Source organism: Elusimicrobium sp., assembly GCA_015062115.1.
GTDB lineage: Bacteria > Elusimicrobiota > Elusimicrobia > Elusimicrobiales > Elusimicrobiaceae > Avelusimicrobium.
On sequence record SUVG01000003.1, the window covers coordinates 168,502 to 192,871 of the forward strand.

At 42.4% G+C, this 24,370-nt stretch carries 15 protein-coding genes and 2 tRNA genes; 10 read left to right on the forward strand and 7 right to left on the reverse strand.

Annotated features, from left to right (window positions below; all coding sequences use genetic code 11):
* The first annotated feature begins 179 nt into the window (after window positions 1-179).
* The 5 genes from E7027_03275 to E7027_03295 all read left to right on the forward strand — a co-directional run bounded on the left by E7027_03275 (window position 180) and on the right by E7027_03295 (window position 8,387).
* The gene (locus E7027_03275; protein ID MBE6421142.1) at window positions 180-1,697 is read left to right on the forward strand and encodes an SAM-dependent DNA methyltransferase; all 1,518 of its coding nucleotides are present in this window, start codon (window positions 180-182) and stop codon (window positions 1,695-1,697) included.
* 2 nt (window positions 1,698-1,699) lie between these two features.
* The gene (locus E7027_03280) at window positions 1,700-2,782 is read left to right on the forward strand and encodes a restriction endonuclease subunit S (GenBank protein MBE6421143.1); all 1,083 of its coding nucleotides are present in this window, start codon (window positions 1,700-1,702) and stop codon (window positions 2,780-2,782) included.
* The gene (locus E7027_03285; protein ID MBE6421144.1) at window positions 2,779-6,105 is read left to right on the forward strand and encodes a DEAD/DEAH box helicase; all 3,327 of its coding nucleotides are present in this window, start codon (window positions 2,779-2,781) and stop codon (window positions 6,103-6,105) included. The genes E7027_03280 and E7027_03285 overlap by 4 nt, the downstream gene beginning before the upstream one ends.
* A 29-nt stretch (window positions 6,106-6,134) precedes the next feature.
* Window positions 6,135-7,931, forward strand: a complete 1,797-nt coding sequence (locus tag E7027_03290; protein MBE6421145.1) for a DUF262 domain-containing protein — start codon at window positions 6,135-6,137, stop codon at window positions 7,929-7,931.
* 225 nt (window positions 7,932-8,156) lie between these two features.
* A complete protein-coding gene (locus E7027_03295) occupies window positions 8,157-8,387 on the forward strand; it encodes a hypothetical protein (GenBank protein MBE6421146.1) in 231 nt (76 codons plus the stop codon).
* Window positions 8,388-9,088: 701 nt separating this feature from the next.
* Here the strand turns inward: E7027_03295 and E7027_03300 are convergent.
* Window positions 9,089-9,163, reverse strand: a tRNA-Val gene (locus E7027_03300).
* 409 nt (window positions 9,164-9,572) lie between these two features.
* Window positions 9,573-9,938: a DUF805 domain-containing protein gene (locus E7027_03305; GenBank protein MBE6421147.1), complete on the reverse strand. Its 366-nt coding sequence runs from the start codon at window positions 9,936-9,938 to the stop codon at window positions 9,573-9,575.
* A 271-nt stretch (window positions 9,939-10,209) separates the two neighbouring features.
* Between E7027_03305 and E7027_03310 the strand changes: the two genes are divergently transcribed.
* Entirely contained in the window at window positions 10,210-10,296 is an 87-nt protein-coding gene (locus E7027_03310; GenBank protein MBE6421148.1) for a prepilin-type N-terminal cleavage/methylation domain-containing protein, read from the forward strand.
* Window positions 10,297-10,858: 562 nt separating this feature from the next.
* Here E7027_03310 and dnaE read toward each other — a convergent pair.
* Entirely contained in the window at window positions 10,859-14,350 is a 3,492-nt protein-coding gene (gene dnaE, locus E7027_03315; protein ID MBE6421149.1) for a DNA polymerase III subunit alpha, read from the reverse strand.
* 88 nt (window positions 14,351-14,438) lie between these two features.
* Between dnaE and E7027_03320 the strand changes: the two genes are divergently transcribed.
* Window positions 14,439-14,978, forward strand: a complete 540-nt coding sequence (locus E7027_03320) for an NUDIX hydrolase (GenBank protein MBE6421150.1) — start codon at window positions 14,439-14,441, stop codon at window positions 14,976-14,978.
* Window positions 14,979-15,041: 63 nt separating this feature from the next.
* Here the strand turns inward: E7027_03320 and E7027_03325 are convergent, their stop codons facing one another.
* The 3 genes from E7027_03325 to E7027_03335 are packed head-to-tail and all read right to left on the reverse strand — an operon-like array spanning window position 15,042 to window position 16,764.
* Window positions 15,042-15,542, reverse strand: coding sequence for a hypothetical protein (locus tag E7027_03325; protein MBE6421151.1), 501 nt, complete (start codon window positions 15,540-15,542; stop codon window positions 15,042-15,044).
* A gap of 2 nt (window positions 15,543-15,544) precedes the next feature.
* The gene (locus E7027_03330) at window positions 15,545-16,423 is read right to left on the reverse strand and encodes a YegS/Rv2252/BmrU family lipid kinase (GenBank protein MBE6421152.1); all 879 of its coding nucleotides are present in this window, start codon (window positions 16,421-16,423) and stop codon (window positions 15,545-15,547) included.
* Complete coding sequence (locus E7027_03335) at window positions 16,420-16,764, reverse strand: hypothetical protein (GenBank protein MBE6421153.1); 345 nt, start codon at window positions 16,762-16,764, stop codon at window positions 16,420-16,422. Before E7027_03335 ends, E7027_03330 begins: the two co-directional genes overlap by 4 nt.
* Before the next feature lie 93 nt (window positions 16,765-16,857).
* Here E7027_03335 and alaS point away from each other — a divergent pair, with 93 nt between their 5' ends.
* The gene (gene alaS / locus E7027_03340) at window positions 16,858-19,494 is read left to right on the forward strand and encodes an alanine--tRNA ligase (GenBank protein MBE6421154.1); all 2,637 of its coding nucleotides are present in this window, start codon (window positions 16,858-16,860) and stop codon (window positions 19,492-19,494) included.
* 133 nt (window positions 19,495-19,627) lie between these two features.
* Here the strand turns inward: alaS and E7027_03345 are convergent.
* Window positions 19,628-19,714: transfer RNA gene (locus E7027_03345), tRNA-Tyr, on the reverse strand.
* 179 nt (window positions 19,715-19,893) lie between these two features.
* On the opposite strand from E7027_03345, the gene mutS reads away from it, so the two are divergent.
* Both mutS and mutL read left to right on the forward strand, forming a co-directional pair.
* A complete protein-coding gene (gene mutS, locus E7027_03350) occupies window positions 19,894-22,455 on the forward strand; it encodes a DNA mismatch repair protein MutS (GenBank protein ID MBE6421155.1) in 2,562 nt (853 codons plus the stop codon).
* Window positions 22,448-24,322 (forward strand): DNA mismatch repair endonuclease MutL, encoded by a 1,875-nt coding sequence (mutL, locus tag E7027_03355; GenBank protein MBE6421156.1) that lies wholly within the window; start codon window positions 22,448-22,450, stop codon window positions 24,320-24,322. Before mutS ends, mutL begins: the two co-directional genes overlap by 8 nt.
* The last annotated feature ends 48 nt before the right edge of the window (window positions 24,323-24,370 follow it).

Genomic DNA, 24,370 nt, shown 5'->3' on the forward strand with positions numbered 1-24,370 from the left:
ATTATTACTTTCAGTATTCCTATTATGGCAAATATAATTTTTGTGAAATAGGGCCAATGGACCTACTCCAGCGGGACATAAAGTCCTATTTTTGCCATCAGCTAATTTGCCATCCTACCTTCTAATCTTATATGTTAAAATGTAAGCAAGAAACAAAAAAACACTTTACAGGGGCGGTTATGATTACAGGAGACGTTAAAAACAAACTGGATAAACTTTGGAATGCTATGTGGAGCAACCAAATGACGAACCCGTGGATAGATATTCAGCAGATTACCTATCTTATTTTCATTAAAAGTTTGGACGATAACCAAATCAAGCAAGAGCGTATCGTAAATGACCAAATCGCCCACGGTATTAAAGCCACCCTTAAAGACCCCATTTTTAAGTCAGGCACTTACACGGATAAAGACAATAAAATTTCCGTTCCCTATAAGGATTTACGTTGGTCTACTTTCAAGCATTTTGAACCTAAAAAAATGTTTGATAACCTTAAAAACAACGTGTTCCCGTTCATCAAGCAGTTAAAGTCGGACAAGGCCACCGCATTTGCTAATTTTATGGAGAAGGCAGAATTTGCCGTTACTACGCCGTATATTTTAAGCAAGATGGTGGATTCTTTAAGTGATGAAACCCTCGGCTTTAGTAATAAGGACTTAATGGGTGACTGCTATGAATACCTGCTATCCAAAATGGCAACTAGCGGAGATAACGGGCAATTTAGAACGCCTCGCCACATTACGCAGATGATGGTGGAACTGGTGCAACCCACACTTAAAGATACCATTGTGGACCCTGCTATGGGTACGGCGGGCTTTTTAACTTCTGCCGCTCAGTATATCCAAGCCCATTATTCAAAGGAACTTTTTAACAAAACAAATAAAACTCATTTTCATAATGAGATGTTTACGGGGTTTGATACAGATACCGATATGCTCCGTATCGGCTGTATGAATATGACCTTGCACAACGTGGATAACCCTACTATTAAATACAACAACTCGCTTTCCCAAGATTATGATGAAAAGGGCAAATACTCGTTGATTTTAGCCAACCCACCCTTTTCAGGCAGTTTAGAGCCATCCACCGTGTCCAACAGTTTAAATGCAATTAGCGGCGGTACAAAAGCAACGGAACTCTTATTTTTGGCCCTGTTTTTGCGGTTGTTGCAAGTAGGTGGGCGTTGTGCTTCCGTTGTGCCTGTGGGCGTACTTAATAACACTAATGAAAAAGCCTACACTATCCTGCGTAAAGAATTAGTAGAAAACCAAAAATTGGAAGCCGTTATTTTTATGCCTTCTGGGGTGTTTGAACCTTATTCAGGCGTACAAACGGGCATTTTGATTTTTACTAAAACTAACTCTGGCGGAACAGGTAAAGTATGGTTTTACAATATGGAAAATGACGGCTTGACCCTCAACAAAAAGCGCGACCCTATTGACGATAACGACATCCCCGATATTGTGGCTCGCTTCCATAACCTAAAAGGGGAAGCCAAACGTACCCGCAAAGATAAATCGTTCCTAGTGGACAAAGATGAAATTGTTAAGAACGATTATGTGCTTAGTTTCAATAAATACCACGAACGGGAAATTGTTCAGCAAGAGTTTCGGCCCGTACAAGATATTTTGAACTCCATTACCACGCTTGAGAAACAGTTTAAAGACGTGATGGCGGAAATTGGCAAAGGAATTTAGAAATGGAATATATAGAACTTTCAGAGTTATGTACTCCTCATACTAAAAATATTGCTGTTAAAGATGTTGCCAATCAAAAAGGCAAATATCCTGTGTTTGGAGCCGCGGGTTTAGTTGGATTTATGGACTCTTACCAAATGCCCAATGAGTATGTAGGCATCATCAAAGATGGGGCTGGAATTGGGCGAACCAATACCTATCCTGCAAAATCTTCGCTTATTGGTACAATGCAATGTCTACTTCCAAAAGACGGAGTCAATGTTAAATATTTAATGTATCTTGTACGGTCTTTGAAATTAGGTTCTTCCTATTCAGGGGCAACTATTCCACATATTTACTATAAAAATTATAAAAATACAAAAATTCCCAAAAGAGAATTAAAACAACAACTTGAAATAGCCAATATTTTGGACAACATAGAACAAGGAATAAAGGTAAAGCAAGAGCAATTAAAAGCATTAGATGAACTCATTCAATCTCGCTTTACTGAAATGTTTGGTACGTTAGATATGAGTAAAGCTTCAGACGATTGGCAATCTTTAGGATTATTGGCCAAAATACACACAGGTACAACACCTTCAACTACAAATGCCGATAACTGGAATGGTGATATTCTCTGGATAACGCCCGCTGAAATAAAATCTGATTCATATTACATTTATGATACTACCCGAAAAATTACCAAACAAGGCCAGTTATCAAAATCGTTGACCATAATGCCACGTGATACCGTTTTGTTATCCACACGTGCACCTATAGGAAAAGTTGGCATTGTGGGAAAACCCATGGCCTGTAATCAAGGGTTTAAAAATTTTGAATGTGGTAAAAAATTAAATCCGATTTTCTTATACGTCTTACTAAAATACAATACAACTTATTTAAATTCGTTAGGTACAGGCACTACATTTAAAGAAATTTCTAAATCAAATGTAGAAAAGATAAAAATTCCCGTTCCTTGTGTAGAGAAACAAAATCAATTTGCTGAATTTGTGCAACAAGTGGAAAAGGCAAAAGAAATTGTTAAAATACAAATCAAGGACTTACAGGAATTGTTAGCCCTAAAGATGGACGAATATTTTAAATGAAAAACTTTGATTTTCTAAAAGAACTGACGGACTTTAAAGCACTTTACTCTTTATGCGCGGGGGCAGAGGAATATGTTGTTTCCAACCCCACAATGAGTGCTATTTTTGCCCGTAAAGCGTTGGAAAATCTGATAAAGTCCTTCTATACTGCCAAATACGGCGGGTATCCAGAGGGTAGCAACCTATTTTCGCTGATTGAAGATGCACAATTTAAGGCCTATTTTGATGAATCGTTAATTTCTTGCGTGCATTTTGTGCGTAAAGTGGGCAATAACGGCGCACATCAGGAAGAGGTCTATCCTAAACTAGCGCGTGGATGCTTAAAGGCCTTGCACGAAGCCGTCAAACAAGTGCTGTTTTTAATGGGGGCGTGTAAAGATGTGCCCGCCTTTGATTCGTCCATTTATAACGCTAAACCTCAAACAGAAAAGGCTACCCAATTACCTAAAGAAGAACCCACGCCAGACGTACAAACCCTGACAAAATACAAAAATAACATTGTGCAGGGTATTGAACAAAAGTCATCCATAGATTTTACTGAATACGAGACCCGCAAACTCTATATTGACGAAGCCTTAAAAGAAGCAGGTTGGCAGATTTGTCAAACCCCAGGCGCAACTACAGCGGGACTAGCGTGTATTGAAGTTAAACTGCTAGGGATGCCCAACAAAGAAGGTTTTGGGTTTGCTGATTATGTACTTTTTGATAATGACGGTGTGCCTTTGGCCGTGGTAGAAGCCAAAAAAACCTCTGTGGATGAAGTGGCAGGTTCCCAACAAGCGCGGTTATACGCCGATTGTATTGAAAAGAAATGGGGCAGACGGCCTGTTATCTTCTATACCAACGGCTATTCTACCCACGTGGTAGATTGTGCAGGGTATCCTGCCCGTAAAGTGTATGGGTTTTATAGCAAGCAAGAACTACAATCCCTGTTAAACAGGCGGGATTTGTCGGACATAAAAGACACACGGGTAGACAAAAACATTTCAGACAGACCTTTTATCCAACAAGCCACCACCGCTGTATGTGAAACGTTTAATAAAAAGGCCCGTAAAGCCCTATTAGTGATGGCTACAGGTACGGGTAAGACAAGATGTGCTATTTCCATTGTGGACGTGTTACAGCGGGCAAAATGGGCCAACAAAGTGCTATTCTTGGCAGACCGCACAGCCCTTGTAAAACAAGCCGCCAATGCTTTTACGAAACATTTACCCGATAGCCCGCTTTGTATCTTATCTGAAGAAAAAGAAGATACACGGGATTATAATGCCAAAATCACTTTATCAACGTATCAAACAATGCTTAATATCATTGATAAAGAAGATAAAAAGTACGGCATTGCCAACTTTGATTTAATTATATTGGACGAAGCCCACCGCTCTATTTACAACAAATATAAAGCCATTTTCCATTATTTTGATTCTCTTATTTTGGGTTTAACGGCCACCCCGCGCGAACAGATTGAAAAATCCACGTATGAAGTGTTTGATTTGCCCAAGGGCGAACCTACTTTTGCTTACGACTATAAAACTGCCGTCAAAGAAGGGTTTTTGGTAGATTTCCACGCATTTGAACGTACTACAAACATCTTAAAAAATGGGCTTAAATACAAAGACCTTTCAGACGAAGAAAAAGCACAGTATGAAACGTTGTTTACAGAAGAAGGTACTTTCCCTAAAGAAATAGATGCTAAACTCTTCCAAAAAACCATTTTAAATCAAGATACCATTGACCGCGTATTGCAAACCCTAATGACAGAAGGATTAAAAACACAAGGCGGCGACAAACTGGGTAAAACAATTATTTTTGCCTATAACCACCGCCACGCAGAAGAAATTGTAAAACGGTTTCATATCCTGTACCCAGAGAAAGGCAACGACTACTGCAAACTGATTGATAATTACATCAACTATGCCCAAACGTTAATTGATGAATTTGCCAACCCTGAAAGTGATTTGACGATTGCCGTGTCTGTGGATATGTTGGATACAGGGATAGACGTACCCGAAATGTTAAACCTGGTATTTTTTAAACGTGTATTTTCTCAAATTAAGTTTTGGCAGATGATAGGGCGCGGCACGCGTACACGCAAGGATTTAGATGTGTTTTCGCCTTCCCGTGATTATTTTGAGAAAGGAGCCGAACCTGTCTTAACACGCCATAATGATAAACAGGGCTTTTATATCTTTGATTTTTGTGATGTGTTTGAGTTCTTCCGCTTAAATCCCGACGGGCGGGAACCTAAGGCGGCTTTAACACTTAGCCAAAAACTGTTTGAATTAAAGTTAGATTTAGTTTGCGAGTTACAAAAATATCAGCATCAAGAAAATGAAGAACAAAAAAGTTTTTACGCAAAGTATAAGGCCGAACTCATTGACAAGATTAAACACTTAAACAGAAATCTTATCAACGTAAAATTAGTCCTTAAATACGTAGACAAATATTCTATTGAAAAAAGTTGGGAATATATTAGTTTGTTGGAAGCCAAAGAGATTAAAAAGCAACTTACGCCCCTTATAGCCCCCGATGACCCCGACGAGAGTGCAAAACTTTTTGATTTGTGGGTATTCAATATGGAACTTTCCCAATTGGCGGGCGACAAAGATTATTCCCAGGCCGTTCAGAAAGTAACGAAGATTTGTTCGGAATTACTGGAACATTTGACTGTACCTGCTATAGCGGCCAAAAAAGATTTTTTGGAAAGCGTGTTGCAAGTTGGTTTTTGGGAAGGGGTTACTTTAACCAAATTAGAACAACTCCGTCAGGAAGTACGCACATTATTACAATTTTTAGATAAGAACAAGCGCGAAATAATTACGTCTAATTTCTCGGACTTTGTGGTTACTAAAAAAGATGGGCAATCACCTATTCCACAATTCAAAGATTACCGCAAACGGGTAGAGGATTATTTGGCGGATAACGTAGACAAAGGGGCTATTGCCAAAATCCATAACTTAGAGAAACTAACTGAGCAAGATATTGAAGAACTTCAAACCATTTTATGGAAAAAACTGGGTACAAAAGAAGAGTATGACGAGGTTGCAAACGGACTAGATTTAGGGGCATTTGTACGTCAAATTGTAGGGCTTGATAATGAGGTAATATCTAAATTGTTTAACGACTATATCAACCAGTATAATTTTAATTCGGCCCAACAAGAATTTTTACAGTTAATCGTCAATTTTGTACGTGCCAATGGAGATATTGAACCACAAGACCTTCAAGATGAACCATTTTCTTATCACGATTACACATCTATTTTCGCGAATACAGGACCATTGTATGACTTTGTAGACCGATTTCATTCCAGTATTCACATCTAAACAGTACAGTTAAATTTAAGGAGAAACAAATGGCCTCTCAAGATAAAGAATTAAAAGAGTTATTAAAAGAATTAAAAGACGGGTATATACAATTGCCAGATTTTCAAAGAGATTGGGTCTGGGATGATAATAGAATTAAATCTTTGATAGTAAGTTTGGCCAATGGTTATCCTGTCGGCGCAATTATGTTTTTAGCGACTGGCGGTGAAATAAATTTTAGTTATAGACCATTTACGGGGGTCGAAAACAAAGATGTAAGACCTACAAGCCTGACCTTAGATGGACAGCAACGATTAACGTCTATATTAAATGCTATGTTTTTAAAAAAACCTGTTGAAACACAAACAGAACAAGGTAAAAAGGTAAAGAAATATTATTACTTTAATCTAGATGAAATATCGAAAGACCATATTGATTGGGACAATGCTGTAATAAGTGTTAATGAAAAGAAACAAATAACAAGCAATTTCGGGAAAAATGTTGATTTGGATTTATCAACAACAGAAAAAGAATATAGCGAAAAATATATTCCCGTAAATATTATTTTTGATGAAATAATTTATTCTAACTGGAAGAATGCATATATTAATTATTACCAAAGCAAAGATTTAACTAATCTAACAACATATTTTGATATTATTCAGAAGTTCGAAAACAAGGTAAGAAACAAAATATATAACTATCATATACCAGTTATTACTCTTTCAAAAGATACTCCCAAGGAAGCCGTCTGTCAAGTTTTCGAAAATGTCAATACAGGTGGCGTTGCTTTAAATGTTTTTGAGTTAGTAACGGCACTATTTGCTTCTGATGGATTTAAGTTAAGAGAAGATTGGGAACATCGGAAGACAAACTTTAAAAATAGCAATGTGCTATCTTCCGTAACAGCAACTGATTTTTTAACAGCAATGACACTATTTACCAAATATATTGCATATTCAAAAGATAATAGTAATGCTGTTCTTTGTAAAAAGAAAAATGTCTTGGAATTACGTCTGAATGATTATAAAGAAAACGCGGATATACTTGAAAGAGCATTTATTGAAGCGGCTAAATTTTTAAATGAATTATGCATATATAGCAGTAGAGACTTACCTTATTCAACTCAACTTATTCCTTTGAGCGCGACGATTGCGGCATTGGGAGACAAGTTCCATTATCAAAATGTAAAAGAAAAAATTAAACAATGGTTTTGGTGTGGGATATTTGGTGAATTGTATGGCGGAGCCAATGAAACTAGATATGCTCAAGATATAGTAGGACTTATGGATTGGATAAATGGCTCTAATAAACCCCCAACAACAATAGAAAGAGCATATTTTGACCCTTGCCGCTTACTGTCCCTGCAAACAAGAGGTTCTGCCGCATACAAGGGAATAATGGCTTTGTTTATGAAAAATGCTAAAGATTTTATATCTGGCTCTAGTATGAACCTAACATATTTTATAGATAAAGCAGTAGATATTCATCATATCTTTCCTAAAGATTATTGTTTAAAAGAACAACTCGGCTTGCAAGATGACAAATGGAATTCAATAGTAAATAAGACTCCCTTATCTGCTAAAACAAACAGAATGATTGGCGGAAAAGCACCTAGTGATTATTTATCAAAAATAGAAGAAACTATGACAGACCCTTCTAAATTAAATGAAAATTTACTATCTCATTGCATTTCAATTGAGGACATAAGAACCAATAATTTTGATAGTTACTTTATTAAACGAACAAAATCAATATTAAGTTTGATAGAAAATGCAATGGGAAAGAAAATGTCAGGATTGGATTCTGAAAATGTCATTCAAAAATATGGAGTTTCATTACTTTAATCTACTATCTCTTTAGGTGGGTTGATACGTAATTTTGGTTAGTGCTAAACTATAAAAACCATAAAGAGTGTACGAGGGGCAAGCCTGATGACTACACAGCAACCTACCAAAGGGCAAGGTGCTAATGCTTGGAAGATGGGAACTAGAATCAATTTAAACCCGTCCTCGTGATGGGTTTATTCGTTTTATATACTCCTGTGGTAAATTAAGAACAGGAGTATTATTATGAAAAATGAAAAAACTGCCGATAACCTAGCGTATGATTTAATTTTAGGAAAATTTATGTATCGGGTATTAGAATCCGCCGAACTTATATCCCAAGATGCTTTTAAAAAGTATTTTAATCCTAGAGGCATAAAGTTTCCCATTGAAATGACCGTAAAGTTGTCTTTTGCCCAATTACAAAGTGTTAAGGTATATTTATCCAAAAATGGCACGAAGGATGTCCGAAATTGATTTGGGACCACCTTAAAAGAATCTAAACAATATCAGGAGCTGAAGAGACACTATTTAAACCTCCTTACCAAACAGCTAAAAGAAATACAAAGCAATGAAGGGGTATATTAAGTTTGAGGAGTCAGAGAAACGAGTTGTAATGCTTTTCTATAATTACAGCTCTAAAAGTGTATGTGGAAATTGATGTAAGCAGGGACGAATGTATAATTTGCCATATTATCATCCATTTGAAAACAAAAAATCATTAAAATATAAGTATAATTTTAACAAGATAGCTCCGTAAAATTTTTCAAAAAATTTTTTGACCTAGATATTTTTTTGGAATCCAGATTTTTGTTTTTGCAATGTTATCATCTAAACTTAGTCGCTATCCTTCGCTAACCTTATTTTCGCCGAGCCAATTATAACGGCCTATAGCCGCTAACTTTTGCTACACTTCGCTAAAAATGGCCAATAAACGCCTCTTTTCGCCTTTCCCGTGGCGGATTGCACTCTCAGACGTAGGCATTTTGCCAAATTGCCAATTAAAACAATCCAAATGCTCTGTTTGTATTGCAAAAGTCCATTGCCAAAATATTGACAATAAAACTACAAAAACCTGCAAAAACGCGCAAAAAACGGCCCTTTGGGGCGCGGGCCTAGACAGACCATAAAATCAGTATAAAATAAGAAATCCTCGTCGTAAAACGAGGACTTTTAAATGGTGCCCAGTATAGGATTTGAACCTATGACCTTTCCCATGTCAAGGGAACGCGCTACCCCTGCGCCAACTGGGCTAAAATGGGTTTTGACTACTTATTTATTATAGCAAATAACCCAGCCAATATCAATTTTCTCGTCGGAGAGGTGCTAAATAAGAGGAGAGGATAAAACAAGCAAAGTGTTTTTTTAAACATACCTTTTTGCTTTTTTTGTGGATTTTGGACACAATCTGAACGTTTTTTTAGACAGTTTGTTTTGCTCTATAAATAGGCAAATTTTGGATAATTTTTAAAATAGTTAAAAAGATGGTTTTCTTGGACAATGTTATATTGGAGTTACCAAAGCTCTAACGGGTGTTGAAAAATTGTATTATCTGTGGTGGGACGGGCAGTTTCTATTATATAGATTAAATATATATAGTTTTATAACTATTGCTCACAATAAACCCCGAGCTTACACCCGGGGCCGTTTCATCTCAGTTTGTTAATATCCTGATTCAGGAGCCGGACCGTATTGGTTATCGCCTTGCGTTCCGGGGATAAATAACAATATAATTGATAAAATTTGCCCTACCCCTGTAAATAACAGTAAGGACAAAAGCCCAGGCATTCCGCAATCATGTAACCGTCTTACGGTAATACAAATATGGGCTACCATGCCCCAGAGAACGGCACTAATAAGAAACAAAAAGGGTGCTATTATAAACACAGCATTATTAGAGTCTGCGGCCAAAACGAACGAACCGAAAATGAGTAAAAAAAACACTATCATTAGCAGCATCAAAACAATAGACCATTTCAAATATCCGATTCTGGACAAACGTCCTTGTAATGTAAATAACTTTGGCATATCTATACCTCTCTGTTTACTTATGATATCTACATCATAATAACATAAAACTCAGCTAAAGACAACTTATAATGTAATGGGGTAATGAGGAAAATAAACGATTTTATTGGAGGGAAAAAGGGGAAAAAATAAAAGGACTTGACCTGTTTTTTGATACGATAAAGGTAAGATAATTTGCATTTTACCTGCCTTGTTTATGTTGTTGTCAGTTAAGCCGTAAAAGCCATTGTAGAAATTTTTATTTGAAAGTTACTTAAAAAAGACTGTACTAATCAACTTTCTTAGGAGGATTGTTGTTACGCATGAAAAAGGTTTTACGCTAATAGAATTATTAGTGGTTGCTCTTCTTATTGGATAGTTCTTCAAGGTCCTTGGATGAGGAGAGACCTTGATTTTAAATTGCTGTCTAAAAAGTAGAAATTGGGTCCTAAAAAATAGACATTAATAAGCAAAGAGTAGGCATAGGCAGATTTTCGCCTTTATGCGATGAGTACGGAAGGAACCCTCATACTCGCGTTAGACCGTTTGTTTTACAAACGCTATTACCCGCTAGTTCCCTATGTAAATAGTATAGTGGATAAATAGGCTTTTTAAGGGATTAAATGAAAAATCAGTGAAGGCGAAGAAAATTAATCTAAAATGCTTAATTATTCTAATCTAAATTAAACCAAAATCTTTCCAAAAAACCCGAAAAAAATTTACATAAAGGTTCAAAAAAACAGCAAAAAACTGCAAAAAACGAGGAATCGGGAAGAGAAAGGATAAACGTTGAAGGGTTTTAGAAAGGAAAAGGAGACGAACTTTGTGTTGCTACCCCTGCGCCAACTGGGCTTAAATGGGTTTTGACTACCTATTTATTATAGCATAATAAAGGGGAAGGGAACAAGGCGTTCTCTTCTCCTATCCAAAACCAAACGAATTTACTTAAAACTCCAAGAAGTTCCCAACTCGTTTTCCACAAAGTCTAGAAGACTCTTGTGTAAAATGATGCGTTTACTGGTACGAATGCGGTGCATCTTTTTGGGATTTTCCTTGGACGGCACTTCTAAATAGACGGCAGTGGCGCCGCGGGTCATTTCCAAGTAATTTTTCAATTTTTCCAATTGGTTTTTCGTGTAATCAGCCGGTAAACTGACGGTAAATTCCTTGGCGCGGTTAGCAATCAAGTCCGTTATGTTGCTGACATCTTGCAGGTTGATTTCAATGCGCGCGCTTTCGTCATCTACGCGTACATTTCCCATGAAGTTCAAAATGGCATTGGGGCCCAATTTATGACTCATATTTTCATAGGCTTTGGGGAAAGCATTTACCATAATGGAACCCGTGCAATCTTCAATTACCATTTGCGCCCACTCTTTTTTCATTTTGTTTTGGCGTTTTTTGAAAAGGGTTACAATTCCCAGCACGCTAAGCCTTCCTTCTGCGCGGCCTTCCAAAATATCGATAATGGGGGTGCAATTTAATTGTTTCAAATTGCTTTGGTATTTTTCCATGGGATGTCCGCTGAAAAATAAGCCGAGGACTTCTTTTTCGTAATTTAACAATTCGCTCATGGTCAGCGGCCGTACTGTGGCGGTGGCTTTTTTCTTGAAACTCAATACCGAGGAAAAATCGTCCCCGAACAGGTTGCCCATGTTCTGTTCTTTTTCTTTAGCAACCAAGTGGGCGGTGTCGATGGCATCGTCTATATTTGCCAAAATGTTTGCCCGCGTGATTTTGGGGTCTTGTCCCGGGGCCATGCTGTCCAAGGCGCCGGCTTTAGTTAAACTTTCAATCGTTTTTTTGTTCGCTTGGAACAAATCAATTCGTCCGCATAAATCTTCCAACGATTTGTAAGTCCCGCCTTTTTTGCGTTCTTCTACAATAGAAATACAACCTTCTTCTCCGGCATTTTTAATGGCTTCCAATGCAAAGCGGATACACTCTTTCCCATCTTTCTCTTCTACGGAAAATTCGGGTTGGGAGGCGTTCACATCAGGCGGTAAAATTTCAAATCCCATGCTGCGGGCTTCTTCCAAATAGGTAACGATTTTATTTTCTTTATCGTCTGCCCCGATAGCATTGTGGCCGATTTCGTTGGTAAGTGCCGAACACATAAATTCAATGGGATAGTTGGCTTTTAAGTAGGCCGTTTGATAGGAAACAAGGGCATAAGCGTAGGAGTGAGATTTGTTAAAACCGTAACCTGCAAAAGCCTTCATCTGTTCGTAAATATGAGAAGCGGTTTTTTCGGGAATTTTTTGTTCCTTACATCCCTCCACAAATTGTTTACCGAACTTTTCCATGACGTCGATTTTCTTTTTCCCCATGGCCTTACGCAAAGTGTCGGCTTCGCCGGGCGTGAAACCGCCCAGCCGTTTGGAAATTTCCATGATTTGTTCTTGGTAAAGCATACAACCGTAGGTATCTTTCAATGGCTCTTCCAAGAGGGGGGTTTCGTATTCGATTTTTTCCTGTCCGCTTTTGCGCCGCACAAACATATCCATCATGCCCGATTCCATCGGCCCGGGGCGATAGAGTGCCACCAAGGCGGACAGATCGCTAAATTGCGAGGGTTGAAGCCTTTTGATTAAATCGCGCATACCGCCACTTTCTAATTGGAAAATACCCAATGTTTTGCAGGCGGAAAGCATATCGTAGGTTTTTTTATCGTCCAGCGGGATTTTGTTAATATCAAAATGGGGGTCATGGCGTTCTCTGATCATTTTTTCCGCATTGTCGATAACGGTAAGGGTACGCAGCCCCAAAAAGTCCATTTTCAAAAGCCCTAAATTGGAGCAGGGTTCGCCTTCAAACTGAGTGGTAATAGCATCTCTTGCGCCGCGCGCCAAAGGCACATATTCGGATACGGCATCTTTGGTAATCAGCACCCCGGCCGCATGGATACCTGTGTGACGCTTTAACCCTTCTATTTTACGGGCCATATCAAACAGTTTTTTGCTTTGGGGGTTTTTGTCGATTTCGTTTTTCAGTTCCTGAATTTCCAACGCTTTTTCCAAGGTCATTTTGGGGTCGTTGGGAATCATTTTAGCAATGCGGTTTGCTTCGGCCACGGGCACTTCCATTACGCGTGCCACATCTTTCAGGGCCAATTTGGCTTTCATGGTTCCGAAGGTAATGATTTGGGAAACTTTATCATGCCCGTATTTCCCGCGCACATAGTCGATGACGCGTTCGCGCCCGGCATCGGACATATCGATATCCAAGTCCGGCATGCTGACGCGGTCGGGATTCAAAAAGCGTTCGAAAAGCAGTTTGTTTTGAATCGGATCCACGCGGGTAATATCCAAACTGTAAGCCACCAAAGAGCCCGCGCCCGAACCGCGCCCCGGCCCTATCGGGATACCGTTTGCGCGTGCCCAGTTGATGAAGTCCTGCACGATGAGGAAGTAACAATCGAACCCCATGGTGATAATAACATTAAATTCGTATTCCAGTTGTTTCCAGTATTTTTCGGGCACTTGGCCGTCCATTTTTTGGGTGAGGCCTTTGCGGCAGAGGTCTTTGAAGTATTCGGAAGAGGAAGAAAATTCCGGCGGGATATCAAATTTGGGCAAGATAAACCCGTGTTTGGGAAATTCCAAATTACATTTCTCTGCGATTTCCAACGTGTTGGCGCAGGCTTCCGGCGTGTGGGAGAACAGGGCATGCATTTCTTCGGGCGATTTGAAATACAATTCGTGCGACATTTGCATACGCTTGGGGTCGTTGAGGGTTTTGCCCGTGGAAATGCACACATGCACATCGTGGGCTTCCCAATCTTCCTTTTTTTCGTAGTGGCAGTCGTTGGTGGCCACCACGGGGATACCGGTGCGTTTGGAAACATCTTTAAGTAGAGGGATAGATTCCACTTCCTCGCGGATACCGTGGTCCATGAGTTCAATATAATAGTTTCCCTTACCGAAGATATCTTCGTATTCCTTGGCAAGCGCACAGGCTTTTTCAAAACCGCCCTCTTCGCGCACATATTGGGATAAAAACCCCTTCAAGCAACCCGATAAACACAAAAGTCCGCCGCTATGTTTGGCTAAGAGTTCTTTATCGATACGCGGGTGATAATAGAACCCGTCCACCCATGCGTGGGAGTTTAGTTTCATGAGGTTTAAGTACCCTTCGTGATTGCGGGCCAGCAGAGTTAAGTGCCCGGTGCGGGATTTGTCTTTTTCGGTATATTTCCCTTCGGTAATGTAGAATTCGCACCCTACAATGGGCTTGATGCCCGCCCCGCGTGCCGATTCGTAAAAATCAAGTGCGCCGTACATATTCCCATGGTCGGTCATGGCAATGGCCGGGATACCCTGTTCCACCAAACTTTTCAAAAATTTGGACGGTTTATGATTTTCGGAAATGCGGAGCATACCGTCGAGCAAAGAGTATTCTGTGTGGTTATGAAGATGTACAAATTGGGCCATAATAAAAATCCTTACAAAATGGAAAAACGGCGGCTGATGCGCAGGGCCACGGCTTGCGGGACGGGGCCCAAAGTATTAAGATATTTATATGAAACATTATAGTAAATTAAAAGAAACAAAAATTTCTTCCAAAACGCTCTTCAAAGGGGTTTTGGGAGTGAAATTAGACGAAGTAAAATTGCTAAACGGGCATACCTCCACCCGCATCTTTTTTGACCACCAAGGCGCCAGCGGCGTATTGCCGATAGAGGGGGAAGATGTATATTTGGTGCAACAGTACCGCTACCCCATTAAACAAGCCACCTGGGAAATCCCTGCCGGCAAACGCGAGAAGGGGCAAAGTTTTTTGGCTTGTGCCCGTGCCGAACTAAAGCAGGAAACGGGCCTGCGTGCCAAAACCTTAAAGGAAATTTTGGTATTTCACCCCTGTAATGCCTTTTCCAATGAAGAACAACACCTTTATTTAGCCACAGGGCTTACCCGCGGGAAAGATTCCCCCGATGAAGACGAATTTTTGAACTTGCAAAAATTTCCGCTCAAAAAAGTGGTTCGCATGATTGAAAAAGGCGAAATTACGGACGCTAAAACCATTTTATCTATCCAATGGTATTTGCTTCATAAAAAATAAAAAACTAAAACGAATTAAAATAAATAAGGGCCCTGCGGGCCCCTTTTTTGAGTTTGTTAAAAATTACTGATAACGGGAAGATTTTTTCCCGCCTTCGTAGGAATAGCCCAGGTCCTTTTTAATGAGTTCTTGGGCTAAGTCTTTTCCTTGTCCGTTGGTTACATCGCATAACAGGCGGAAGTATTTGTCCCTCCCGCAGTTCGTCAGCAAAACAGGGCTTTGGGCTAAAAAATTTTTTGTAAACGCTTTGGCTTTTTGGGCCAGGCGTTTTTCTTTGGCGGTTTTACCTTTTATTTCGGGTGTGTCCACCCCCAACACCCGCACGGGTACTTTTTCGCAATAAACGGCTACGGAACAGTTCAGGTTTATTTTGAAGGTGTCCCCGTCATAAACAGAGGCAACGGATACATTTTCAAAGGCTTGGGTTTCCGGGGTGTCGCTTGATTGGGAAAGGGGTTTGCCTTGTTGTTGCAACAGACCCACAATGACGGCCACAATTAAACTCGCCCACCATTTGGCCGATTTTTTGGTAAGTTTGAAAGTTGTTTTTTTGCGTTTTGCCATGGTTATTTTTCCGGGAATAAAACAAGCAGGGCTTTTTCTTCCAAGGTAATTTCCAAACGGTCAGCAGTTTGGCGCGGCTCGCCGTCTAAATGATACACCAATTTGCCCGGCTTGGTAATCAGGGCTTTTTTGATATGCGCGGTTTGCGTCAACCCGAACGGGCGCCACTTGTCCGTAAAAAAGGAAGGCGCCGCCAAGGCGAGTTTCCATTTCGGGGCATCGGCTACGGCTACCATATCCAACAGCCCATCGGTCAGGCTCGCTTGGGGAGCAATTTTGAAATTACTTCCGTATTGGCGGCCGTTGGCAAACACCAAAGTAAGCGGAGAAGAGGTTTGTGTGTGCCCGTCGGTTTCTACCGTCAGCACTTCGGGTACATACGAAAACACCGTTTTAGCCCCCAATTTGAAATAAGGCCATTTTCCGCGTTGGCCTGTTTGGCCGTGTTGCATAAATTGCCAGGCAATTTCGGCTTCAATGCCGACCCCGGCTAAATTCAAAAATAGTTCTCCGTTTGCGCGGCCGATATCGCAAGGAACAATATGTCCCTTTTGTAAGCGCATAACGGCTTCTTCAAACAGCATCGGCATGCCGATTTCGCGCGCAAAGCCGTTGCCGGAACCGCGGGGAATAACCCCCAAGGCCGTTTGTGTGCCCACAAGCCCGCGGGCCGTTTCGTTAATGGTGCCGTCTCCGCCGATAGCCACCACCGCCTCGAAGCCCTGAGCAGCGGCTTCTGCGGCCAGTTCGGTAGCGTGATTGGGGGCTTTTGTCAGGCGCATATCCGCACCCGGGAAATTAAGTTGTATGCAACGGGCCAGGTGTTCCGTGTCGGTGGTATTTTTACCGCTTTTGGGGTTTAAGATAAAACGAATTTTCATAATTTTTTCAAGGTTTCGTCTTCTATTTTTTGTCGGGAAAGAAGCAGCGCTTCGCGCAAGCGTTCCATTTTAATCATATTTACGCCTACCACGGCCACTCTGCCGCCCGCACCCAAAATAAAAAGCATAAAAACGGCAAACAACCCTACATTGGCCAATGTATTAACCGCCTGCATGGGAATTTGCATCGGGCCGTATTGGGTAGCAATTTGCATATCTTTCATTTGCACCACCGGGGCGACAGGTTGGCGGTCTGCAAATACTTTATACATACTCAAAACGGAAAAAAATATCATCAAAAGTCCTACGCACAACAACAAATATCCAAAAATTTTGTTCATATCGTTTGCTCCTCTTTTAGAAATTATAACAAAAGAAAGTTTTTTTCGGGGGCTCTTTCGGTCGGCTCTGTATTTGATATAATTTAACTATATATGTTTATTGATAAAGAAGGTCTTATGAAAAAAAGCACAGAAATCAGAAACGGTTATTTACAATTTTTCCACTCCAAGGGGCTCCCGGTAGTTCCCTCGAGTTCCCTTATTCCTCACTCGGATCCTACCTTACTCTTTACTTCGGCGGGCATGGTGCAGTTTAAGCCCAACTTTTTGGGAATTGATAAATCGCTCAAAAATGCTACCACTTGCCAAAAATGTGTACGCACCACGGATATCGACAGTGTAGGTTTTACCGAACGCCATTTGACCTTCTTTGAAATGTTAGGCAACTTCTCGTTTGGTGATTATTTCAAAACGGAAGCCATTGCCTGGGCTTGGGAATACTTAACAAAAGTGTTACAAATCCCGGCCGAAAAACTTTCCGTCAGCATCTACAAAGGCGGCATCGCGCCCCGCGACGAAGAAGCCTACCTGGCTTGGCAAAAATATGTGCCGGCCGACCGTATTTTTGAATTGGGCGAAGCCGACAACTTCTGGACGATGGGCCCCACCGGGCCGTGCGGGCCGTGTTCGGAAATTTATTACGACTTCGGGGACAAAGGTTGCACCAACCCTAACTGCGACATCACCTGCAACTGCGGGCGCTACGTGGAAATTTGGAACTTAGTTTTCACTCAGTTTGACCGCCAAGAAGACGGCACCTTGAACCCGTTGCCGCACAAAAACATTGATACGGGTATGGGGTTGGAACGCTTGTGCATGGCTATGCAAGATGCGCGCAATGTGTTCGAAACCGACCTGTTCACTCCGCTTACCAAACAAGCCCAAAAAGATTTGAATATCAAAGGCGAAACGAAGGAAGAAATTTCCGCGCTTCGCATCATTGCCGACCATGTCCGCAGTTCCAGTTTCTTGATTGCGGAAGGCATTTTGCCCGCCAACGAAGGCCGCGGTTATATTTTGCGCCGCTTGATTCGCCGTGCGGCTCGCTATGCTAAATTGATGGGCAACGAAAAACCCTATCTCTATACATTGGTTCCCGTGGTGCAAGGTATTTTTGACGGCTTGTATCCGGAAATCGATAAAAACCTGCAACATATCCAAGATGTGTTGAAACAGGAAGAAGGAACCTTCTTAAAAACCTTGGTAACCGGGGAAGAAAAACTGGCCGCGTTGCTTGCGGACGGCGTAAAGACCTTGCCGGGCGAAGAAGCCTTCCACTTGCATGAAACGTATGGTTTCCCGCTGGAACTGACCAAAGAAATTGCCGCCGCCAAAGGCGTAACGGTAGATGAAGCAGGTTACGAAAAAGCCAAATCGGCCGCGCAGGAAAAAAGCCGTTCTTATGCCGATGAATTTTCCAAAGAAAAAGCTGTTATCTTGCAAAAGGTGGAAAACGGCTATCCCGTCACGGTGTTTGTGGGCTATAACGATTTAACGGCTCCTGCCACCGTGTTGGCTTTGTTAAACGAACAATTTGAGTTTGTAGATTCTTTAAGCGGGGAAGGCTATGCCGTATTCAACCAAACTCCTTTCTATGCCGAGTCCGGCGGTCAGGTAGGCGATACGGGTTGTGTGTTGGCAAACGGGGCGGAAGTTGCCCGCGTTACCGATACGCAAAAACCGCTTGGAAAGGTATTTTTACATAAAGTAACCGGTGTGCTTCAAAAAGGCCAAGAAGTTACTTTATCCGTAGATGCCGCCCGCCGCAAACGCTGTATGGCTAACCACAGTGCCATTCACTTGGTGAACGCGGCTTTGCGCCAAGTGTTCGGTTCTACCGTTCACCAAAGCGGTTCTTTTGTTTCCCCAGAACGCTTCCGCTTTGACTATACCCTTTCCAAAACTCCGTCTGCCGAAGAACTTAACAAGGCTTGGAAAATTGCCAATGCGGCCGCGGAGGCCTCTTTGCCCGTTGCGTGTGAAGAACGCCCGTTGGCCGATGCCGACCGTTTGGGTGCGGTAACCTTGTTGGGCGAAACTTATGCCGACCCGGCCCGCTTTGTGCTTATGGGCGGCAGTTTTGATAAACCCGAAGATAAATACAGTTTGGAACTCTGTGGCGGAACGCACGTGAAAAATACGGCCGAAGTAATGACTGTATTGGTGCTGAAGGAAGGCTCCGTTTCTGCCGGGGTTCGCCGTATTGAAGGGGTTGCCGGATACGCGGCCTTAGATTATTTGAAAAATGTAAACGCACAGGCCGACGAATTGGCCTCCCGCCTGGTTGTTCCCGCCAAAGATGTTTTCTCTCGCGTTAATGCCATTATGGACGAACTGAAAGATGTGAAAAAACGTTTCACGCAATTTAGAGAAAAAACCTTGGCGGCCGGTGGCGTCAATGAAACTTCCTTCACCATGAACAACGGAACCACCTTAGTGGTGCGTAATGCCGAAGGGGCCGAACCGAAGGAACTGCGCAATATCGCCGATACCATTGCTCAAAAATACCAGCAAGCCTTAGTGGTGGTGGCTTGTGATAAAGACGGCAAACGCTCCTTTGTAGTAAAAATGGCCGGTAAGTTACCCAATACCGATGCGGTAACCGTGGCCAAGATGATTGCGGCCGACTTGAACGGTCGTGCCGGCGGTCGTCCGGACTTTGCTCAAGGCGGCGGCGAAGCCAAACGCCCTCTGTTGGACTTAATCGGCGGATTAAAAGAATCTCTGTAAGTTCGATAGAAAAGTATTTTGTGTAAACACCCCGGTTTCGGCCGGGGTGCTTTTTTGAGGGGAAGTTGGTGTTTCTTTCCTACAATAAAAAACCCCGCGGCCACGCACTTAAGCGCTTTGCCGCAGGGTTAAATGGTGGTAGGAATAGGATTCGAACCTATGTAGGGCGTAGCCCGACGGTTTTACAGACCGTTGCTTTTGACCGCTCAGCCATCCTACCGAACAAATCGCTGCCGGAGCATTGCCCCGGCGTTTTTACTTAAACAACTAGGTACAAATATTATAACAAAAAATAATTTTTCTGTCATTATTCTTTCTAAGGCCGCCTGATAAAAAGAACAACAAAATGGCCAGTTTTTTCGTCGGGCACGAACGCGCGAAAATTGCTAAAATATCCCTATGCAGAAAACAACCACTACCCCCTTAATGAGACAGTACAACGAGATTCGGGCCAAACACCCGGGCATTGTTTTGTTCTTTCGATTAGGCGATTTTTACGAAATGTTTGGCGACCAGGCCAAAGAAGTAAGTGCCATTTTAGGGCTTACGCTTACGGCCCGCCACGGTGTGCCGATGTGCGGGATTCCGTATCATGCGGCGAATAATTACATCGTGCGTTTGCTTAATGCCGGTAAAAAAATCGGCATTTGCGAACAAACCAGTTCCGTGATGGATAAAAATACTAAACTTTTCGAGCGCAAGGTTACGCGGGTTATTACGCCCGGAACTTTAATGGAAGATTCTTTGCTGGATGCCAACCAATCCAACTATTTAGTGAGTGTTTCTGTGTATGCAAAGGGGTGGGCGCTTTCTTGTGTGGAAGTTTCCACCGGGGAATTTTGGGTCAACCAAAACGATAAAGATGATTCCCTTACCAATTTGGCTTCTGTTTTGGCTGCTATCAACCCTTCCGAAATTATCGGGGATAAAGAATCTCTTGATACGCTTAAAACCAAAGTCGTTTTACCCGGTACGCTGACCCTTACCGAGCAAGCACCTTTTGACGGGGACTATACCCTCCCGGAAAATTGGCCTGCGTTGGCCGCGTGGGGGGAACACAAAAAAGCTTTATCTTGTGCGTTACAAATCATGAAGTATTTAAGTGTAACGGAGCCCAGTTTCAAAGCCGTTTTGATTCCTTCTTACCGCGAATTGAAAGACAGATTGCAAATTGACGAAAATGCCGTAGCTTCCTTGGAACTTGTCAAAAGCCAGGAAGGCGGACGGGCGGGAAGTTTGTGGGCGTTGCTTGATAAAACCAAAACGGCTATCGGCAGCCGCAAATTAAAAGAATGGATTTTGCACCCGTTAATGGATCCCGGTGACATTGCTCAACGGCAGGATTGCGTGGAAGCCTTTGTGAACAATCAATCGGCCTTGGCGGATTTAAGTGCACTATTGGAAAACATTTCCGATGTGGAGCGCATCATGACGCGCACCGCAACGGGCACCGCTTCTCCGCGTGATTTGTCCGGCTTGCGCCACTCTTTGCTGAGTGTAGACCCTATTTCCCGTTGGTTTGAAAATTACGGCGAAATATCCCCTCATTTGTGCGAACGTTTTAAGCATCACTTGTCTGTTTTGTTGGATATGGCGCGCACTTTGTACGATGCCATTGATGAAAACCCGCCTCTTCGCCTGTCGGACGGACATGTAATTCGCAAAGGGTATAATGCCGAATTGGACGAACTTCGTTCCTTAAAACAAAATGGCAGTAAATGCATGGAAGAAATCTGCGCTCGCGAGCGGGAAAAAACAGGCATTGCTACCTTAAAAGTAGGGTTTAACTCCGTTTTCGGCTACTATTTCGAAGTTACCAAAAGCCATATCGAAAAAGTACCGTACAACTATGTCCGCAAGCAAACACTGGTAAACGCGGAACGCTTTATTACCGAAGAATTAAAGGCGTTGGAAGATAAAATCTTAAATGCCGAACAAAAAATTATCCGCTTGGAAAGTGCCCTGTTTGATCAAGTACGCAAAACGCTGGCTGTTCAAATTGACCATGTAAAAGCCTTCGGGCAGATTGTGGCGGAATTAGATGTGTATATGTCACTGGCGTTGTGCGCGATGAAGGAACATTATGTAAAACCGACCGTAGATAACAGCACTTGTATAGAGTACGAACAAGGCCGTCATCCGCTGGTGGAAGCCACTTTGCCCGCGGGTAGTTTTGTGCCGAATCGTTTACAAATCGGTACTCCCAAAAACCAAATCATGCTGATCACCGGCCCCAATATGGGTGGGAAAAGCGTGTTCCTAAAACAAACCGCTATCGTGGTAATTATGGCTCAAATGGGCAGTTTTGTGCCGGCAGCTTCGGCGCATATCGGTATTGTGGATAAAATAATGACGCGTATCGGTGCGCATGATGCTTTGGGTCGCGGCAATTCCACCTTTATGGTAGAAATGAACGAAACCGCACATATTTTGGCGTCCATGACTCCGCGCAGCCTTATTTTGCTTGATGAAGTCGGCCGCGGAACCTCTACCTTTGACGGGATTTCCATTGCCTGGTCGATTGTCGAGTATCTTTATAAACCGCAAGGCGGGCCGAAGGTATTGTTTGCTACCCATTATTTTGAACTGATTGACTTGGAAAACAAGTACGAAAGTGTGCGCAATTACCATGTAGAAGCAAAAGAATACAAAGATGCCGGTGGCGAAACCCGGTTGGCTTTCCTGTACCAAATTTTACCCGGAGCGGCGGATCAATCGTATGGTATCCATGTGGCGGAATTGGCAGGTTTACCTGCCGCGTGTACTTTGCGTGCCAAAAAAGTGCTTAAAGATTTGGAAGCCAAAAAAGGGGCAAAAATATCCGCTAAAGAACAGGATATGGTCAAAGATTTATTTTCTTCGCCTATTGTGGAAGAAATCAAACTGGCCGACCCGGATAAATTAACCCCCATGCAAGCCTTGCAGTTAATTTGCGAATGGAAGAAACGAATCAATGAGTAATATACGCATTTTAGATGAAAAAACAGCCGGAAAAATCGCCGCGGGCGAGGTAATCGAGCGTCCTGCGGGAGTTCTCAAAGAACTTTTAGAAAACGCGGTAGATGCGGGAGCCAGTTGTATTAACATTACCATAGAAGGCTCCGGTAAAGATTTAATTCGCATTAACGATAACGGCTGTGGCATGAACGAAGAAGATTTGGCTTTAAGCGTATTGCGCCATGCCACCAGCAAAATCGGTTCGTTTGGAGATTTGGAACACTTAAATACTTTCGGGTTTCGCGGAGAAGCCTTATACTCCGTGGCGGCCGTGTCCCGCATGGCCCTTACCAGTTGTACGGGCGAAGGCCCCGGTAACCGTTTGGAAATTCACGCAGGCAAAGTGGTTTCCAAAAGCCCGGCTCCTTCCATTAAAGGAACCACGGTGGAAATTCGCGACCTGTTTTTCAATACACCGGCCCGTCTTAAATTCTTAAAAAGCGATTCGTATGAACGCGCTTGTCTCTTAAAAGTAATTGAAGAAAGTGCCCTGGCCAATTTGCAGGTTTCTTACCGCGTAACAGTCAACGGGCGCGATGTGTACGATTTGCCCGCCCAAACAGGTTCCTTGCCTCAAGCTGCCGTACAACGCGCCAAAGATATTTTGGGAGAAGAGGTAGCCCAATGTTTGTTATATAAAGAGTTCGAAGAAATGGGCTTACGAATTTTGCTGACGCCTGCCGATAAACTCGTCAATGTGCGGGATATGCAATATGTGTTTGTAAACCGACGGCCGATTGATTCCAAAATTGTGCAACAGGCTATTTATAAGGCCTATCAAAATGTCCGGCCGAAAGACCGCCACCCCGCTTTTGTGGCTTATATGACGCTTCCCCCGGCTGATTTTGATGTGAATATTCACCCGCAAAAACGCGATATCCGTTTCGTAAATGAAAACAGAGTGTTCGGCTTTATTATGCACGCGGCCGGAGAAACCGTTTTTCAAAACACCCAACCTATTGAAGTGTCCGTAGAATCTCCGGCAGTTTCCCTTCCTGCGGCGGCGCAACCCGCGGCAGAGCAACTGTTTACCCGGGCCCCTTCCCCAATAACACAAACGCAAACCTCTTCGTTTCTGGAACAGGCTTTTCCCGCTCAAACGGATTTCCCGCATAATACCGGGTATTTGTTACGGGAAACGGAGGAACCGGTGGACTATACAGCCAAACCGCTTACTGTTCCCGCAAAAGAAGAAATAGTGAAGGAGGAAAGCCAAGCCTTTGTATTGCCCGTCGAGGGGGAACCTTCTTGGTACCAGGGGCCGTATCACTATTTGGGGCAACTTCAGCGAAGTTATTTGTTGTTTGAAAATCCGCAGGGACTGGTGCTTATCGATCAACATGCCGCGCAGGAACGGGTGTTGTTCGAACATTATTTGGATGAATTCGAACGCCATAGCGTAAAAGTGCAGAAACTCTTGTTTCCGATTCGGGTAGATTTACCTCCGTCTAACTTGGAAACGCTCCTTTCCTGGAGTGATTTCTTAAAGACGGCCGGTTTTGAAATAGAACCTTTTTCCGCCCGTACCGTGCAAGTGCATACTTTGCCGTATATGATTCGGTTTAAGGAAGATGATATGAAGGAATTTATCATTTCTTTAGCACAGGTTGTGGGAGATCCAACCAAATCTACCGAAACACTCAAACGGAAGATGGTAGCCATGCTTGCTTGCAAAAAAGCCATCAAAGCGCACGATCAAATTTCCGCTGCGGAGGCCGAAACTTTGCTAGAGGATATGAAAAAGTGCAAAGACGGTATGCATTGCCCGCATGGACGACCCTGTGTAGCGCAACTGAAAATGAAAGAAGTAGAAAAACTCTTTGGCCGCTAAACAACAACCCCCGAGTTTAACCTCGGGGGTTTTAAAAATCATGCAAAA